Source organism: Leclercia sp. UBA5958 (assembly GCF_002430365.1).
GTDB classification, from domain to species: Bacteria; Pseudomonadota; Gammaproteobacteria; order Enterobacterales; family Enterobacteriaceae; genus Enterobacter; species Enterobacter pneumoniae.
Genome location: NZ_DJCE01000001.1, coordinates 326,282 through 342,964 on the forward strand (window position 1 = coordinate 326,282; position 16,683 = coordinate 342,964).

The window sequence follows — 16,683 nt, forward strand, 5'->3', positions numbered from 1 at the left end:
AATGCGCAACGCTCTAAAAGTGCATAAAAAGCATAAAAAAAGGCGGCTACGCGCCGCCTTAATCAACCTGGATAATTACTTATACAGGTCAGCACTGATGGTCATGTTATTACCACGCTCCTGCCACTGGCGGGTGATGTGGTAATACTTAGCCCCTTTTTTGGCTGCACGCTTCGCGACCTGGTAGGAGATCTCGGTCATGTTCGGGTAGTTACCCGTGAACTTAATGCTGTCGAACGGAACCATCTGCGCTGCGGTGGCGTTGTTCAGCTCTTCTACTTTCGTCCCATCCGGCAGCGTGACGCTGTAACGGCCACCTTTGGTGGTCTGGGTTTCGAAGAAACGGCCAACGTCAGAACTTGGGGTGGCAGTCGTCGCGACGCCCGGAATTTCAACGTTTTTCGCCGCTGCGCCGCCTGCAGCGATCGCCGCACGGCCTGCGTCAGAATCTGCCGGAATCACGTCAGGACTCTGCAGTACGCGTTTCTTCGCATCTTTTTTATAGATGAAAGCGGTAATACGCTGGTTACCACCCGAGTTGGCATCGATCTGACGCACAATGTAGAAAGAGTCCGCGCCTTTGTTTTTGGCCGCTTTGGTAATGGCGTCGTTCACGTCAGGCTGGCTACGGTAGAAGCCCTGAACGGTCACGGTGTCGTACGGCTCTAGTAAGATGGCCTGATCTTTTGGCAATTCCATTACGCCATTAATGACGCGATTGCCTTTGGTTTCAGCTTTTGGCGCATCTTCTTTATAGAGATCGGCAATAACGCGCTGGTTGCCGCTGTTGCCATAATCTGCGGAGTCCACTACATAAAATGATGCGGCACCTTCTTTATCCGCGCGGCGGGAAGCGGCGTCTACCCCATCGCCGATGGAATTAAAACGACCTACGATAGTAATACGATCAAAGGGTTTTAACGCTGCCGCTTGCTCCGGCGTTAACTCTGTCGCGGCATTCGCAGACAGGGCGGTCGCAGAAAGGAGTGCGGACGCCAGGAGAGTGTTCTTAAGCTTCATAAAAATAATCCTTCGCCTTACGCAAACCAGGTACTGGTGTTGTTGTTAATTTGAAAACGTTGATGATTATTGCATTTAATCCCAGTCGCTGTCTGCGCCATTTTTCACACCGGGTGCTACCCTGCAATCCAGTTTCTATAACATTTAGTGATATGTTGAAAAAACAGACGTTAGACCAGCAAAACTGATGAAGCCTATAACTTTCACAAGTAAAATTAATGTTAATAAGTTGATCTACGCTGGGGCTATATCGTGTTTTTCCCGCTTCGCCTGAGTATTTATCGGCTCTCGAGAAGAATTTAAGGCAAATATCTCTGTCAGCGACCCGGATCACCTATTTTTGACCGATATAAAAAGAAATACTCTTTTCTGACGGTGGATCACAGGCGTTATTTTCAGTAGGTTATAGAAAGTTTGTTACTGTTTAATTTTCTGCGGGTAATTTGTGGTTACCGCTGAGCGCTCTCAGCGGCGATGGCGCCCGTAGAAGCGACCAACAAACCATCATCACAAACCGATGGAAGGGAAAACTATGCGTATTGGGGTACCAAAAGAACGGTCGGCCAATGAAACCCGCGTTGCAGCAACACCAAAAACGGTGGAGCAACTGCTTAAACTGGGTTTTACCGTCGCGATTGAAAGCGGCGCCGGCAAGCTGGCTAGCTTCGACGATGAAGCGTTTATTCAGGCTGGTGCAGAAATTGTAGACGGCGCGGAAGTGTGGCAGTCACCCGTCATTCTGAAGGTTAACGCACCGGAAGAGAGTGAAATTGGCCTGCTTAACGCGGGGACGACGCTGGTGAGCTTTGTCTGGCCAGCGCAAAACCCGGAGCTGATGGAAAAACTCGCTGCGCGCGGCGTCACCGTGATGGCGATGGACTCCGTGCCGCGCATCTCGCGCGCCCAGTCTCTGGATGCGCTGAGCTCAATGGCGAACATCGCCGGTTACCGCGCCATTGTCGAAGCGGCCCACGAGTTTGGCCGTTTCTTCACCGGACAGATCACCGCAGCCGGTAAAGTGCCGCCTGCCAAGGTGATGGTCATTGGTGCGGGTGTCGCCGGTCTCGCTGCGATTGGTGCGGCTAACAGTCTGGGCGCTATTGTCCGTGCTTTTGATACCCGTCCGGAAGTGAAAGAGCAGGTGCAGAGTATGGGCGCCGAGTTCCTGGAGCTGGACTTCAAAGAAGAAGCGGGCAGCGGCGATGGCTATGCGAAGGTGATGTCAGAGGCCTTTATTAAAGCTGAGATGGCGCTGTTCGCGGCGCAGGCGAAAGAGGTGGACATTATCGTCACCACCGCGCTGATCCCAGGCAAACCTGCACCGAAGCTGATCACCCGCGAAATGGTCGACGCCATGAAACCCGGCAGCGTCATCGTTGACCTGGCGTCGCAAAACGGCGGCAACTGTGAATACACGGTGCCTGGCGTGGTGACCACCACCGATAACGGCGTCAAGGTCATCGGCTATACCGATCTGCCGGGTCGTCTGCCAACGCAGTCTTCTCAGTTGTATGGCACCAACCTCGTTAACCTGCTGAAACTGCTCTGCAAAGAGAAAGATGGCAACATCACCGTCGATTTTGAAGATGTTGTGGTGCGTGGCGTGACCGTCGTACGCGAGGGTGAAATCACCTGGCCGGCCCCGCCAATTCAGGTGTCTGCTCAGCCTCAGGCGGCGACGAAAGCTGCACCGGAGCCGAAAGAGCCTGAAAAACCGGCATCGCCATGGCGCAAATACGCCTTTATGGCGCTGGGTATCATTCTGTTTGGCTGGCTGGCCGACGTGGCGCCAAAAGAGTTCCTCGGACATTTCACCGTCTTCGCACTCTCCTGCGTGGTGGGCTACTACGTCGTCTGGAACGTTTCTCACGCGTTGCACACGCCGCTGATGTCGGTAACCAACGCCATCTCCGGGATCATCGTCGTCGGTGCACTGCTGCAGATTGGCCACGGCGGCTGGGTCAGCTTCCTGAGCTTTATCGCGGTGCTGATCGCCAGTATCAATATCTTCGGTGGTTTCACCGTGACTCAGCGCATGCTGAAAATGTTTCGTAAAGGCTAAGGGGTAGCATATGTCTGGAGGATTAGTGACAGCCGCATACATTGTTGCTGCGATCCTGTTTATTTTCAGCCTGGCGGGGCTCTCAAAGCACGAGACCTCCCAGCAGGGTAACAATTTTGGTATCGCCGGGATGGCGATTGCGCTGATTGCCACCATCTTTGGGCCGGATACCGGCAACGTGGCGTGGATTCTGGTGGCAATGATCATCGGTGGTGCAATCGGTATCCGTCTGGCGAAGCGCGTTGAGATGACCGAAATGCCGGAGCTGGTAGCGATTTTGCACAGCTTTGTCGGACTGGCGGCGGTGCTGGTAGGCTTCAATAGCTACCTGTATCACGAGCCTGGCATGGAGCCGATTCTGGTGAATATTCACCTGACGGAAGTGTTCCTGGGCATCTTTATCGGTGCGGTGACCTTCACCGGTTCAATCGTGGCCTTCGGCAAACTGCGCGGCAAAATTTCGTCAAAACCGCTGATGCTGCCTAATCGCCACAAGCTCAACCTGGCGGCGCTGGTGGTATCCTTTGTACTGCTGTTGATCTTCGTGCGTACCGAAAGCGTAGGGATGCAGGTACTGGCGCTGCTGGTGATGACCATGATCGCGCTGGCGTTTGGCTGGCATCTGGTGGCTTCCATCGGCGGGGCAGATATGCCAGTCGTGGTCTCAATGCTGAACTCCTACTCGGGCTGGGCAGCGGCAGCAGCGGGCTTTATGCTGAGCAACGACCTGCTGATCGTCACCGGTGCGCTGGTGGGCTCTTCCGGTGCGATCCTCTCCTACATCATGTGTAAAGCGATGAACCGCTCGTTTATCAGCGTCATCGCCGGCGGCTTCGGTACCGACGGTTCTTCTACGGGGTCTGAAGACGAAGTGGGCGAGCATCGTGAGATTTCCGCCGAGGAGACCGCAGAAATGCTGAAAAATGCCCATTCGGTGATCATCACTCCGGGCTACGGCATGGCGGTTGCGCAAGCGCAGTATCCGGTGGCGGAAATTACCGAGAAGCTGCGGGCGCGTGGCATCAAGGTGCGCTTCGGTATTCACCCGGTTGCCGGGCGTCTTCCTGGCCATATGAACGTGCTGCTGGCAGAGGCGAAAGTCCCTTACGATATCGTGCTGGAGATGGATGAGATCAACGATGATTTCGCCGATACCGACACCGTGCTGGTTATCGGCGCGAACGATACCGTCAACCCGGCGGCGCAGGACGATCCAAAGAGTCCTATCGCCGGCATGCCGGTGCTGGAAGTATGGAAAGCGCAGAATGTTATCGTCTTCAAACGCTCTATGAATACGGGCTATGCAGGCGTTCAGAATCCATTGTTCTTCAAAGAGAACACCCACATGCTGTTTGGTGATGCCAAAGCCAGCGTGGACGCGATTCTGAAAGCGTTGTAACGCAACCATTGGCCGTAATGACAAACCGCTCTTCGGGGCGGTTTTCTTATTTCTGCGGTCAGCCTTTCTCGTCTGTCTATACTTTTAGCTTTGCGCAAGACGAGGAGGTGTAATGCAATTTCTGTCCCGCTTCGACATCATTGACCTGATGATGAGACCCACTTTCTGGATTGGCGTCGCCACCGTTATCATCGTGACGCTGTTGGTCTACTGGCTGCTTACGCGCCTGATAGGGTTTATCAAAAAAGGGATCACCACCTGGGGCGACAAGCATCCCACCACAAACCGGATGCGCTTTGTACTGATGGAGATGCTGAACAGAACCAGCCGTTTCCTGCTGTTTGTGGTGGCGCTGCTGGTCAGCCTACGATTTGTTGATTTGCCGTCCCATCTCTCCGGGACGCTGAGCCATGCCTGGTTCCTGGTCTTTGCCATTCAGGTGGCCTTGTGGCTGGATCAGGGAGTGGTCTCCTGGCTGCGTCACATCATGCTGGCGCCGGGAAGCCACAAGAACCCCGTTACCCTGGTGATCACCGGGTTGATTCTGCGGGCGGTGGTCTGGTCGGTCATGCTGCTCTCTATTCTTGCCAATGCGGGCGTCAATATCACTGCGCTGGTGGCCAGCCTGGGGGTAGGGGGTATCGCCATTGCGCTGGCGGTGCAAACGATTCTTAGCGATGTCTTTGCGTCGCTCTCCATTGGTTTTGATAAACCCTTTGAAATCGGCGATTTTGTGGTGTTTAACGATGTCGCCGGGACGGTGGAACATATTGGCCTGAAAACGACCCGTATTCGCAGCCTGAGCGGCGAACAGATTGTTTGCGGGAACGCGATTCTGCTCCAGCAAACGCTGCATAACTATAAGCGCATGCAGACGCGCCGTATCGTCTTTACGTTTGGGGTGGCCAGCGACACGCCGCCAGAAAAATTACGCGTGATTGGCGATAACGTGAAAAACATTATCACCGATGTCGGTGAAACCCGGTTTGACCGTGCCCATCTGCTGGGATTTGATACTGACAGGCTCACCTTTGAGGTGGTGCATATCGTGAACACGGCGGATTACAACAAGTACATGGATATTCAGCAGGAGATCAATATCCGGATTCTTGAAAGCCTGAATGAAGCCGGCGTTAAGCTTGCTCTGCCCAGTATGGTGCTGCACGCCCCCTGGATGCAGAAAGGCGAGAACAGACAACAAACTGCGCCTCAGCAGAGGGCAGCAGAAAGCTAAAAAAAAGCCCGCCATTGCGGCGGGCTTTTTCATCTCTAGTCGTCCTCTTCGTCATCCAGCTCAACCGGCGTCTGATACTGATCCGGTTTAATGACCAACAGGTCGCAGCGCAGATGGTCAATTACCTGTTCCGCCGTGTTACCGAGGAAGGCTGCGGAGATACCGGTGCGACCCACGGTACCTAAAACCACAATCCCCGCCTGGAGATGTTCTGCCAGATCCGGAATCACCTCTTCCGGCAATCCTTTCTCTACATGGGTGAGCTTTTCATCAATACCAAATTTCTGCCGTAGGGCCTTCATGGCCAGCAAGTGCTGTCCACGAATAGCATCGTTATAAACGCTGGGATCAAATTCCGGTAATTCGATGGCGATATTGATAGGAGTAACGGGATAAGCACCGACCAGATGCACTTCGGTATGGTTAACCTGCTCGGCGAGTTGGATGGTCTCTTTAAGCAGTTTCTCGTTCAGAGAGTTGTGATAGTCCTCTTCACTGGCGAGATTCACGGCGACTACGGCTTTGCCGCCTTCTGGCCACGGCTGATCTTTTACCATCCACACCGGGCAAGGGCATTTACGCAACAAGTGCCAGTCGGTCGGGGTGAAGATCACGGCTTCAAGTTTGTCATGCTGGTGGGCCATTTTCAGCAGTAAATCATGCTCGCCCGCAATGACTTCCTGAATAATGGCCTCGAATGGACGGTTATGCCAGACCACTTTGATATCGATAGGCACGCCGGCTTCAAGATAATATTTTGCCTGCTCGCGGATCCACGCGGTTCGTTGACTGATCACTCCCTGACGCATAGCGGTGCGCTCGTCAGGCGACAGAAGGGTGGTCATTTCGTAAGAGAAGTCATAGATCGGCAAAAACGCTTTGATTTTGCCACCAATCCGTTGATGTAAATAGACAGCTCTTCGTAACGCTGGTTGATCGTCCTGATTAGGATCGATGGCCACCAGCATGTTTTGATACTTTGCCATACAGGTCTCCTTACAACTGTCACCACAGTCTGTAATTCAAAGAGTAACCCATATATGTGGAATGAAACAGGGGGGAAGTTTTCGTCAGATCAATAAATCAGGAAATTTTACTTCCACGCCGGTTTCCCTGTGATATCACGGGCTTTAATGGTTTTAGCCGTTCACCCAAAAGAGAAAAAGCCCACTGGATGGGGCTTTTTGCCGTTTTTATTTTCAGACGTTTTTCCTGGGTTCCTAGATATCATCGCGGGTATACCCGACAACGATTTCAAGCGTATTACGAATGATATCGCAGGCTTCAGGATCCGTGGTCACATCAAGCGCATGTATCAGTTGCAAGATTAGCTCTTTATTAGACAGGCTCTCTCCACACACCATCATGCAGCGAATGGCGGCACCAAGAACCGCAGCTTCATCCTGCAGTGCCCCCCCCGCCGTACTAAAATGTTGAGCCAGTCCGCGGTCATGAAGGGCATCAAAAAGGTAAGTGTGCTGAGTGCTGACATTATTCATGGAATTCTCTCTTAACGATCAAAAAACAGGGCGATGAGACTGTTGTAATGCGCGATTTCATCTTCATCAGTCGCCATCTCAATTTTGCCAAGCAGCTTCGAGCAAATAGTCATACGACTAAGTTGTACACGTTCTTTTAAAATCTCACTGACGATCGCACCCAACGTCTCTTCCGGCGTTGGGAGCATTTTTTTATTGAAATAGACTACCAGAGCAGCTTCAGCTGCTGATCTTGCGCGATTGTGACGCATTTAATCCGCCAGTTAGTTATTAGCCCAGAGTTGGAATAACCTAAATCTAAACTAGTCGCGCAAATCTGTACAGTGGTGTTGTACAACTTTTTTCGTCTTTACCTGGTTTTGTGATGTCCATAGCTCGTTCGGGTATTCATGTATGGCACACGAGAAGAGTGAAAAATAAAAAAGTGTAAACGATACTATGAGGGAATTATTGCAAAGGAAATGTTTATATATCTTTAAACGCTAGAATTTCAATAAGATGAAATTATGTGGCTGCCGATTCGCTCGAATATATAGTAAGCAGAACTTATACTTTCAATGCAGCACAAGCTGTAAACCCTACTGGAGTTTCAAATGAAATCCATACTCTCTAGCGTAAATAAAGAGCAGCCTAAACAGCCGCAAAAGATGCCTGATGATAAACAGGGCAACAAACAACAACCGAGCAAAAGTAAATAGCTCAAGCTATCCTGTCTGACGGAGGCGTAATGGCTGATCGTCCTGATTTAATTGATCCTTTACCAGAAGATGACACCGTTCCTGGTGATGATGTGCCTGATGTGCCAGATGTGAATGACCCGCTGGCGCCTGAAGATCCGGATGGTGTGAACAAACCACTCTGATCGGCTCGCATCTAAACCGCCTTCGGGCGGTTTTTTGCTGGGTGAAGTAAAGGGGAGGAGGGAATAAAAGGAGAGCCCGACCGATAATATCGCATTACCGATCGGGTATAACGTTTAAACAGGCGTTACGCGACGTTACGCGTATGGCCGGCCAGTACCGCCAGCGCTTCACCGTTTTCGATGGTGATATATTTACCTTTCACCGCCAGCATGCCGCTTTTCTGGAAACGACCCAGCAGACGGGAGATAGTCTCTACGGTGAGCCCCAAGTAGTTACCGATATCGCCACGCGTCATAGTCAGACGGAACTCGCGTGGTGAGAATCCTCGCTCGGCAAAACGGCGAGAGAGGTTATAGATAAAGGCCGCCAGGCGCTCTTCGGCATTCTTCTTGGACAGCAGCAGGATCATATCCTGATCGCCTTTGATTTCGCCGCTCATCAAACGCATCATTTGCTGACGCAGGCTCGGCATTTTGCCTGACAGGTCATCCAGAGTCTCGAACGGGATTTCACACACCATTGAGGTTTCCAGCGCCTGCGCAAAGCTTGGGTGATGGCCCGAACCGATAGCATCAAATCCAACCAAATCGCCTGCCAGGTGGAAGCCGGTGATCTGCTCGTCGCCCTGTTCGGTAATGGTGTAGCTCTTAATGGTGCCAGAGCGGATAGCGTAGAGGGATTTGAGTTCGTCGCCGGCTTTGAACAGCGTCTGACCTTTCTGAATCGGCTTTTTACGCTCGATAATATTATCAAGCTGGTCGAGTTCATGCTCATTCAGCGTAAAAGGGATACAGAGCTGGCTGATGCTGCAATCCTGACAGTGAATAGCACAACCGCCAGACTGAATGCGTCGAATAATTCGCTTTTCCGGGATCATAGGTATGCTCAAGCCTTAATTGATATTGGTCAATTTTAACATCTTTTTGGGGCTGGCGTAAGCCTGGTAAACCATCAATAAAGGCAAGAAAAGGGCATGCAGAGGCATCTTCTTGAAATTCCACAGAATGATTGAGGAGATGCCCCCTAAGACGAGGAAATTTAAGCACTAAAAGCCTGGTATTTACAACAGCAAGTAACCCTCATGGCGCAATAACCACTCCTTACGTTGCACCCCGCCAGCATAGCCAGTCAGGGTGCCGTTACGCCCAATAACGCGATGACACGGCACCACAATACTGACCGGGTTTGAACCGTTGGCCGCGCCAACCGCACGGGCGGCGCCTGGGCGTCCAAGCAGCGCAGCAAGCTGACCATAATGCATTACCTGGCCACAGGGGATCTGCCGTAGCGCTTTCCAGACTTCGCGCTGGAACGGCGTACCCGCAGTGGCGGTAGGCAGGTCATCAATGATGCTGAGCTCACCCTCAAACCAGGCGGTGAGCTTATCGCTCAGGCCGCCCGGATTGCTGGCGCCGATACGCTCGTAGCCTTGCGAGCGATAGTGGATATTGAGCAGTTCGACCATGCGGTCGCTGTGTTCTTCCCACTCTACGGCGCGAAGACAACCCTGCTCGTCCGCCAGAATCCACAGAGGCCCCAGCGGGGTCGCAATTTTGTCTTCGAGTAATCTCAGCATCCTGTTTTCCTTAGTTCAGACGTGGGTAAACCCCCGGCCCAATGGGCAGGCCGACAAGATACCATGCCACCAGCATCAGCAACCATACCCCTAAAAAGATAAGCGGATAGGGTAATACCAGCGAATAGTAGGTACCCAATTTCGCCTCAGGTTTATACCGTTGCAGGAAGCCTAAAAACAGCGGCACGAAGGGTGAAACAGGCGCCAGCGGGATCACCGACGAATCTGCCACGCGGAAGAGAATCTGCGCAAACGCCGGATGGAAGCCCAGCAGCATAAACATCGGGACAAAAATCGGTGCCAGAATCGACCAGATTGCCGAACCGCTGGCGATAAACATGCAGAGCAGAGAGGATAAAAGCGCCAGCCCGACAAAGGCAGGGACGCCGCTCAGACCGGCGGATTCAAGAATATCGGTCAGGCCTACCGCCATAAATTTGCCCATGTTGCTCCAGTTGAACATGGCAACGAACTGGGCCAGCGGGAAGACCATCACGATAAAACCGGCCATCTCTTTCATGGGCTCGATCATCAACTGCGGCAGGTCGGCCTGACGGCGGATTTTGCCCACCGCAATGCCATACGCCAGCGAGACCACAAAGAAGAAGAGAATGATCAGCGGCACGATGCCCTTAATGAAGGGTGAGGGCAGGACGGTATGCTGTACCGGGTCACGCAGAATGCCGTTTTCGGGTACCACCATCAGGGCAATCAGGCCAATAAACAGCAGTGAGACTACGCCAGCCACCCGCAGACCAAAACGCTGCGCGGGCGATAAGGTATCAAGTTTCTCCTCGCTGCTGCCTTGCCACTCACCGAGGCGCGGCTCCACAATTTTATCGGTGATCAGCCCACCCACGAGGGTAAGGAGGATGACGGAGCTGGCCATAAAGTACCAGTTGTCGATCACGCTGACGTGGAGTGATGCGTCCAGGGTTTTGGCCGCTTCAGTACTGATGCCCGAGAGCAGGACGTCGGTGGTCACGATCAAGAGATTAGCCGTAAAGCCACAGCCCACGCCGGCGATAGCCGCCAGCAACCCCGCCACCGGATGACGGCCGACGGCCAGGAAGATCAGCGCCCCCATCGGCGGCATGATTACCAGCGCGGCATCCGAGGAAATATGGCTAAAGAAGGCGATAAACAACACCATATAGCTGGCGTAACGTGCACTGACGTGCGACGCCATTTTTACCATCAGCGCTGGCAGCAGCCCCGATCGCTCTGCCAGCCCGGCCCCCAGCACCAGCGCCAGAATCGCCCCCAGCGGGGCAAAGCCGCTGAAGTTTTTAATCACATTGGGCAAAAACCAGTGCAGCCCCTCTACGCTCAGCAGGTTTTTTACGGCCACCATGCTGCCATCGGCCGGGTTGCGGGCACTGACGCCAAAGGCGGAGAGTGCGGCAGTGGCCACCATCAAAATCACAATCAAGTAGATGAACAGCAGGAAAGGGTGCGGCACTTTGTTGCCGACTCTTTCGACCCAACCATAGAGCTTACCGGATGGGGAATGCGAAGGTATGGAAGACATACTCATGGGCGTTCCTCGAACGTATTGGATGTTGTGTTGTGTTTATTATTTTAAAGGTGACGGTGTCACGCCGCGTGGGATCGGGCAGACATACGGTGTGTCGGCCACCATTTTTTCGAACTCCTCACGGCACGCCTGCAGCAGGGAACGATCCTGCAACAGGGAGAGCGCGGTCGCACCCATGACTTTCGCAGCCAGCAGCATCCCCTTATGTGCCATCGAGGTGCGCCCCTGGGCCACCAGCTGCCAGGTGTGCAACGGGGTGCCTACGGTAAAGCAGGGGCTGAAGCACTGCGCCACCGGCATCTTCCAGCTCACGTCGCCCACATCGGTCGAGCCCGCCAGGACGTTGTCGGTAACGGCATAGGGGGCCACCTCGTCTACCAGCAGGGTCTGCTGCTGTCGACGGGCAAAGGTTTTACCGGCCTCACCCCCGGTGGCGGCTATATTTTTCAGACTGTTGTGCAGATCGTTATCGGTAAGGGTGGCGCGGATCTCCGCTGCGAAGGCCCGCTCTTCATCACTCCACTGGGGCGTACCGTAATGGGTGAGAGCAGAATACATCGCGGCCTCCAGCGTGCGATTAGGCAAGTAGCTGGAGCAGGCTTTGTCGAAGCGCTGCTCGACGGTGGTTTCGGTCATCAGCGCCGCGCCTTGCGCAATCTTCTCGATACGCTGGTAGATCTGCTGCGCATCGGCCATCTCCGGCGCGCGAATGAGATAGAGCACTTCGGCCTGCGCCTGTACCACGTTCGGCGAGATACCCCCGGTATCGGTAATAGCGTAATGGACGCGGGCTTTTTCGATAATGTGTTCATTAAGGAAGTTTGTGCCGGTGGTCATCAGCGTCACGGCATCAAGGGCGCTGCGACCCAGATGAGGCGAGTTGGCGGCATGCGCCGCTGTACCCTGGAAGCGCCAGGCGGCCTGGATATTTGCCAGGGTGCTGACGTTGAACATGCCAGCAAAAGCCTCCGGATGCCAGGTGACGGCGGCATCCACATCATCGAACAGCCCTTCTCGTACCATAAAGGTTTTGCCGGAGCCACCCTCTTCGCCAGGGCAGCCGTAGAAGCGCACGGTACCGCTGCCGCCGTGTTGCTCGAGCCAGCTTTTCACCGCAACGGCACCCGCCAGGGCGGCAGTGCCGAGCAAATTATGGCCGCACCCGTGGCCGTTCGCGCCGGGGGTGTCACTCTGCTGAGTGGCACAACCCGCGCGCTGGCTAAGGCCTGCCAGCGCATCATACTCCCCCAGCAGCGCGATAACCGGTTTACCGCTGCCGAAGCTGGCAATAAAGGCATTGGGAATATCGCCGGGGGTGCGGGTTACGCTAAACCCCGCCTCCTGCAGCGCCGTGGCCAGCCGTTCGGCCGACCAGAACTCTTCAAAACGCGTTTCCGGATGATCCCAGATATCGTCAGCCATGTCGGTAAATTGCTGAGCGCGTGTTTCGATCGCATCGTCGATAAAGCGGTAAATCGCCTCCATCACACACCTCGCGCCCACGGAAAATTGAGCGCAGTACGCGCCAGGGTTTCGACCGCGATCTGCATGATCTGCTCATCGAAATCGAACTTTTCGTTGTGATGTCCGGCGCTGAGGGAGGTGCCAAAGACCATATAAGATGCCAGACCGCCGTTCTGCTGTACCCGGGCCATCATCAGGGTGGCATCTTCTGAGCCCGCCGGCGCAGCCACCTTATCAAGCACCTGTTCAACGCCAGCTACCTGTGAGGTTTGCTCTCGCAGGTAGTCGACCCATGCGGGGGATGGCGAACTGGAGGTGGCGGCGCCCATCAGGCGCATCTCGCTCTGTACGCCATACATCGCCGTTGCGCCGTCGATAACTGACTTTGCCCGTTCAAAAACATACTGGTTAATGGCCTCGGTCTCGCCGCGGGTCTCCACCTTCAGCAGGGCGGTGGCGGGCACCACGTTGCGACCGGTACCTGCCTGCATCACGCCAACATTCACCCGGGAAGCCCCTTCGCTGTGCGGCGCAATAGCGTGCAGACCCAGGGCGGCCTGCGCGGCGGCGAGCAGGGCATTGCGACCCTCTTCCGGTTTGCCGCCGGCGTGCGCCGCCACGCCGGTAAAGCGCACGTCGAATTTGGTGGTGGCCATAAAGTTATCGCTACCGCAAATCACCGTGCCCGCCGGCACGCCCGTGCCGATGTGGATGGCGGTAAAGTAATCCACACCGTCCAGCGCGCCGGCGGCGACCATCGCCCGGGCCCCGCGTGTACCTTCTTCCGCAGGCTGGAAGATCAGCTTAATGGTGCCGTTAAGCTGCGCCTCGTTCTCTTTCAGGAGATGGGCCAGACCGAGACCGATAGTGGTGTGGCCGTCGTGCCCGCAGGCGTGCATCATGCCCGCGTTACAAGAGGCAAAACCTTCCCGGTAAGGGCGGTGTTCCTCATGCAGGGCTTCGTCGAGATCCAGCGCATCCATATCTACCCGGTAGGCAAGCGTCGGGCCAGGACGTCCGGTATGGAGGGTAGCCACGATTCCGGTAAAACCGCCTTCGAAGGCGCTCAGCCATTTTTCCGGCGCCCCCTGCGCACGGGCACGCGCAAATTCACGGGCAAGGGTTGCTTCATCCGGCAGGCCCATCCGGCTGTCGGCGTCCACAACGTCACGGCCCAGGGCCAGTTCATATCCTAGCCGATCAAGAATTTCAGCCACTTTTGCGGCGGTACGAAACTCCACCCAGCCGGATTCGGCATAATGGTGGAAATCGCGCCGCCATGCGGTAAGTTGCGGAGATAACGTCTCAAGGTAGTGCGCTAATGCCTGCATCGTGTTTCCTGTCATCATTAGATTATGTGAACTCCCTCACGGTGTGATAGTTTTTACTTATCACTCACCGCTTTTTCACAGATTTAACCTTTCGGGAATTACCCTGACACAATCATTTCCATTAAAGTAGATGACAGTTTCTTTTCTCTGATAAACAACGGTTATCGGTGCAGCTATGACATTCCAGGTAAAATTTCATCAAATTCGGGCTTTTGTGGAAGTGGCGCGTCAGGGGAGCATTCGCGGTGCCAGTCGGGTATTGAATCTGTCGCAACCGGCGCTGACGAAATCAATCAAAGAGCTTGAAGAGGGGATTGCCGCCCAGCTTTTTATCCGCCGCAGTAAAGGGGTGGCGCTGACCGAATGTGGCGAGAGCTTTTATCACCATGCCAGTCTCATTCTGGAGGAGTTGCGTTCGGCGCAAGAGGACATTTTGCAACGTCAGGGGAAACTCGCGGGGCAGATTAACATCGGCATGGGGGCCAGCGTGGCACGTCTGCTGATGCCCGGGGTGATTAGTCGCTTTCATCAGCAACACCCGCAGGTGAAGGTGCGCATCATGGAAGGCCAACTGGTGTCGATGATCAATGAATTAAGGCAGGGTGAACTGGATTTTACTATCAATACCTATTACCGGGGGCCTTACGATCACGAATTTAGTTTTGAAAAACTTTTTGAGAAGCCTTTTGCAATATTCTGCCGGGCGGGGCATCCGGCGTTGGGCGCAACATCGATAAGCGAATTGTTAAAATACAGCTGGACGATGCCCACACCGCGGGGTAGTTATTATAAACAGTTAGAAGAAGTTTTTATTAATCGAGAACAATTCCCAAATATCGGCGTTGTATGCGAAACATTCTCATCCAGTATTAGTCTGGTGGCGCAAAGTGATTTTTTGAGCATATTACCGCAAGAGTTGGGGTGTGACCCGCTGCTGGCAAACCGGCTGGTGATGCTCCCGGTCAAAGAGACGCTGCCGAAGGCGACCTACTACCTCATCCAGCGCCGTGACACGCGCCAGACGCCGCTGACGACATCGTTGATCACGCAGTTCCGCCGGCATGCGAGGCAGATAAATAGTATGGCGGACGAAGGATAAAAAAATAGAGCCTGTCGACATCCAACAGACTCTACAGTACCCACAGCAATGCTCCACATGCATACACTGCTTAATCATTCCTTGTGCAGATGGATGCATTTATAACTGTTATCCTGGAATAAATAAAGGAAATAACGCATTCAGTGTCACAATTTTTATATTGGGGCTCGGTATTAACTATTATTAAATTTGACTTAAGTGGCGATTAAAGGATCGGTTAATTTACTTATTTAACTTTTATTTTTATTTCACGGCAGCGTTATATTCGCCTTACCCCTGCCCATTGAGCCATCTATACTACCCAGGTATAGTAAGGGGTCAGTAGAAGCAGGAGGATTGCCATGAAACCCGATGATAGATCGCTTTTCCTTGATGCGATGCAGGACGTCCAGCCTCTGAAACGCTGCACCGATATCCACTGGCAGCCCGCCCCAAAAGCGCGTGACAAACAGTCGCTCGATCTGGAACAGCTCGATAACTTTTTGACCACCGGCTATCTCGATATTCTTCCGCTTGCAGAGCCGCTGGCCTATCAGCGCGAAGGTATCCAGCAGGGCGTAGTCGAGAAGCTACGTCTGGGGAAATATCCGCGCCAGGCCAGCCTTTCGCTGTTGCGCACCCCTGTAGAGCAGTGCCGTCAACGGCTGTTTAGCTTCATCTGTCAGGCCGAGCGGGAGGGACTTCGTAACCTTATTATCGTGCACGGTAAAGGCCGTGAGGCGGATTCTCACGCCAACATCGTGCGCAGCTATCTGGCTCGCTGGCTGACGGAATTCGAGGCGGTTCAGGCTTTCTGCCCCGCGCAGCCTCATCATGGCGGCAGCGGAGCCTGCTATGTCGCATTGCACAAGTCCAGCGAAGCCAAACTCGACACCCGCGAACGCCATGCCAAACGGAGCCGCTAAAGCACATTGAACGCGGCCTGGCTGTTTAGCACCAGGCCCGAAAGGGCCACGGCCGCTAAAAACAGCGCCGTCAGCCGATTCACCACCGGGAGGGAGCGGGCAGGTAAACAGCGGCGGACGCTCAGGATCCAGAGCGACAGAATCAGCAGATCCAGAATCATCCAGCCCAGCGTAAGCAGGGTTACACTCAGCGCAAAATCGGGTGTTACGCGAATAAACTGTGGGAAAAAGGCGGCAAAGAAGAGGATGTCTTTGGGATTGGCAATAGCGGTGAAAAACCCCACCCCAAATCCTCCGCGGCGAGGCTCGTCATGGGCCTCTGTGCCACCTTCCCGCCACAGATCCGCCGCCAGCCAGCCGAGATAGAGAGAACCCGCCACGCCCGCCAGCGGAAGGGAGAGCGGATGAATGCGCACCGCTCCGCTCAGCATCACTACCGCCCCGACAATCAACATGAGCGACGCAAGATTACTCCCCGCAACGGTGATAAAGGCCGGGCGGTACCCCTGACGAAGCGCCGTATGGGTGATAAGCGCCACGACCGGACCCGGCGTAATCAATAACAGCACCACCGAAAAGAGATACGTCGCGAACAAGCTGATAACCATCACTGCCTCCGGGTAAACAAAGTGAGTGGGTAGTGTCGGCAAAAGCTGGGGAATTGAAAAACGGATAATCCTGCGATTAAATGTGA

The 16,683-nt window shown here is 54.1% G+C and carries 16 protein-coding genes; 6 read left to right on the plus strand and 10 right to left on the minus strand.

The annotated features are described in order from the left end of the window. Positions 1-75: 75 nt before the first annotated feature. Entirely contained in the window at positions 76-1,020 is a 945-nt protein-coding gene (ydgH, locus tag B2Q93_RS01620) for a DUF1471 family protein YdgH (RefSeq protein ID WP_046887238.1), read from the minus strand. 532 nt (positions 1,021-1,552) lie between these two features. Between ydgH and pntA the strand changes: the two genes are divergently transcribed. The 3 genes from pntA (at position 1,553) to B2Q93_RS01635 (ending at position 5,715) form a co-directional block, all read left to right on the plus strand. Next, entirely contained in the window at positions 1,553-3,082 is a 1,530-nt protein-coding gene (gene pntA / locus B2Q93_RS01625) for a Re/Si-specific NAD(P)(+) transhydrogenase subunit alpha (protein WP_233804408.1), read from the plus strand. A gap of 10 nt (positions 3,083-3,092) precedes the next feature. After that, positions 3,093-4,481: a Re/Si-specific NAD(P)(+) transhydrogenase subunit beta gene (gene pntB, locus B2Q93_RS01630; protein WP_040075846.1), complete on the plus strand. Its 1,389-nt coding sequence runs from the start codon at positions 3,093-3,095 to the stop codon at positions 4,479-4,481. Positions 4,482-4,593: 112 nt separating this feature from the next. Further along, entirely contained in the window at positions 4,594-5,715 is a 1,122-nt protein-coding gene (locus B2Q93_RS01635; RefSeq protein ID WP_046887240.1) for a mechanosensitive ion channel family protein, read from the plus strand. Positions 5,716-5,750: 35 nt separating this feature from the next. On the opposite strand, the gene uspE is transcribed toward B2Q93_RS01635, so the two are convergent. The 3 genes from uspE to B2Q93_RS01650 all read right to left on the minus strand — a co-directional run bounded on the left by uspE (position 5,751) and on the right by B2Q93_RS01650 (position 7,465). After that, positions 5,751-6,701, minus strand: a complete 951-nt coding sequence (gene uspE, locus B2Q93_RS01640) for a universal stress protein UspE (protein ID WP_040075844.1) — start codon at positions 6,699-6,701, stop codon at positions 5,751-5,753. Positions 6,702-6,935: 234 nt separating this feature from the next. After that, positions 6,936-7,214: a biofilm development regulator YmgB/AriR family protein gene (locus B2Q93_RS01645; RefSeq protein WP_263616278.1), complete on the minus strand. Its 279-nt coding sequence runs from the start codon at positions 7,212-7,214 to the stop codon at positions 6,936-6,938. An 11-nt stretch (positions 7,215-7,225) separates the two neighbouring features. Further along, on the minus strand, positions 7,226-7,465 hold the full coding sequence (locus tag B2Q93_RS01650) for a hypothetical protein (RefSeq protein ID WP_046887242.1): 240 nt from the start codon (positions 7,463-7,465) through the stop codon (positions 7,226-7,228). A 476-nt stretch (positions 7,466-7,941) separates the two neighbouring features. Between B2Q93_RS01650 and B2Q93_RS01655 the strand changes: the two genes are divergently transcribed. Then, positions 7,942-8,076, plus strand: a complete 135-nt coding sequence (locus B2Q93_RS01655) for a hypothetical protein (RefSeq protein WP_233804409.1) — start codon at positions 7,942-7,944, stop codon at positions 8,074-8,076. A 125-nt stretch (positions 8,077-8,201) separates the two neighbouring features. Here B2Q93_RS01655 and fnr read toward each other — a convergent pair whose 3' ends face one another. From fnr to B2Q93_RS01680, 5 genes are all read right to left on the minus strand, one after another. Next, positions 8,202-8,954, minus strand: a complete 753-nt coding sequence (fnr, locus tag B2Q93_RS01660; RefSeq protein WP_286931663.1) for a fumarate/nitrate reduction transcriptional regulator Fnr — start codon at positions 8,952-8,954, stop codon at positions 8,202-8,204. Between the two features lie 183 nt (positions 8,955-9,137). Further along, complete coding sequence (gene ogt, locus B2Q93_RS01665) at positions 9,138-9,653, minus strand: methylated-DNA--[protein]-cysteine S-methyltransferase (RefSeq protein ID WP_212478022.1); 516 nt, start codon at positions 9,651-9,653, stop codon at positions 9,138-9,140. 10 nt (positions 9,654-9,663) lie between these two features. Then, positions 9,664-11,190 (minus strand): p-aminobenzoyl-glutamate transporter, encoded by a 1,527-nt coding sequence (gene abgT / locus B2Q93_RS01670; RefSeq protein ID WP_046887244.1) that lies wholly within the window; start codon positions 11,188-11,190, stop codon positions 9,664-9,666. A gap of 39 nt (positions 11,191-11,229) precedes the next feature. Continuing rightward, positions 11,230-12,675: a M20 family metallopeptidase gene (locus tag B2Q93_RS01675; RefSeq protein WP_233804410.1), complete on the minus strand. Its 1,446-nt coding sequence runs from the start codon at positions 12,673-12,675 to the stop codon at positions 11,230-11,232. After that, positions 12,675-13,985, minus strand: coding sequence for a M20 family metallo-hydrolase (locus B2Q93_RS01680; RefSeq protein WP_233804411.1), 1,311 nt, complete (start codon positions 13,983-13,985; stop codon positions 12,675-12,677). The genes B2Q93_RS01675 and B2Q93_RS01680 overlap by 1 nt, the downstream gene beginning before the upstream one ends. Positions 13,986-14,160: 175 nt before the next feature. On the opposite strand from B2Q93_RS01680, the gene B2Q93_RS01685 reads away from it, so the two are divergent. Beyond that, positions 14,161-15,084, plus strand: coding sequence for a LysR family transcriptional regulator (locus B2Q93_RS01685; RefSeq protein ID WP_046887247.1), 924 nt, complete (start codon positions 14,161-14,163; stop codon positions 15,082-15,084). Positions 15,085-15,425: 341 nt separating this feature from the next. Continuing rightward, positions 15,426-15,989, plus strand: a complete 564-nt coding sequence (gene smrA, locus B2Q93_RS01690) for a DNA endonuclease SmrA (protein ID WP_233804413.1) — start codon at positions 15,426-15,428, stop codon at positions 15,987-15,989. On the opposite strand, the gene B2Q93_RS01695 is transcribed toward smrA, so the two are convergent. Then, positions 15,986-16,597, minus strand: coding sequence for a LysE family translocator (locus B2Q93_RS01695; protein WP_233804415.1), 612 nt, complete (start codon positions 16,595-16,597; stop codon positions 15,986-15,988). The genes smrA and B2Q93_RS01695 overlap by 4 nt on opposite strands. Between the last annotated feature and the right edge of the window lie 86 nt (positions 16,598-16,683).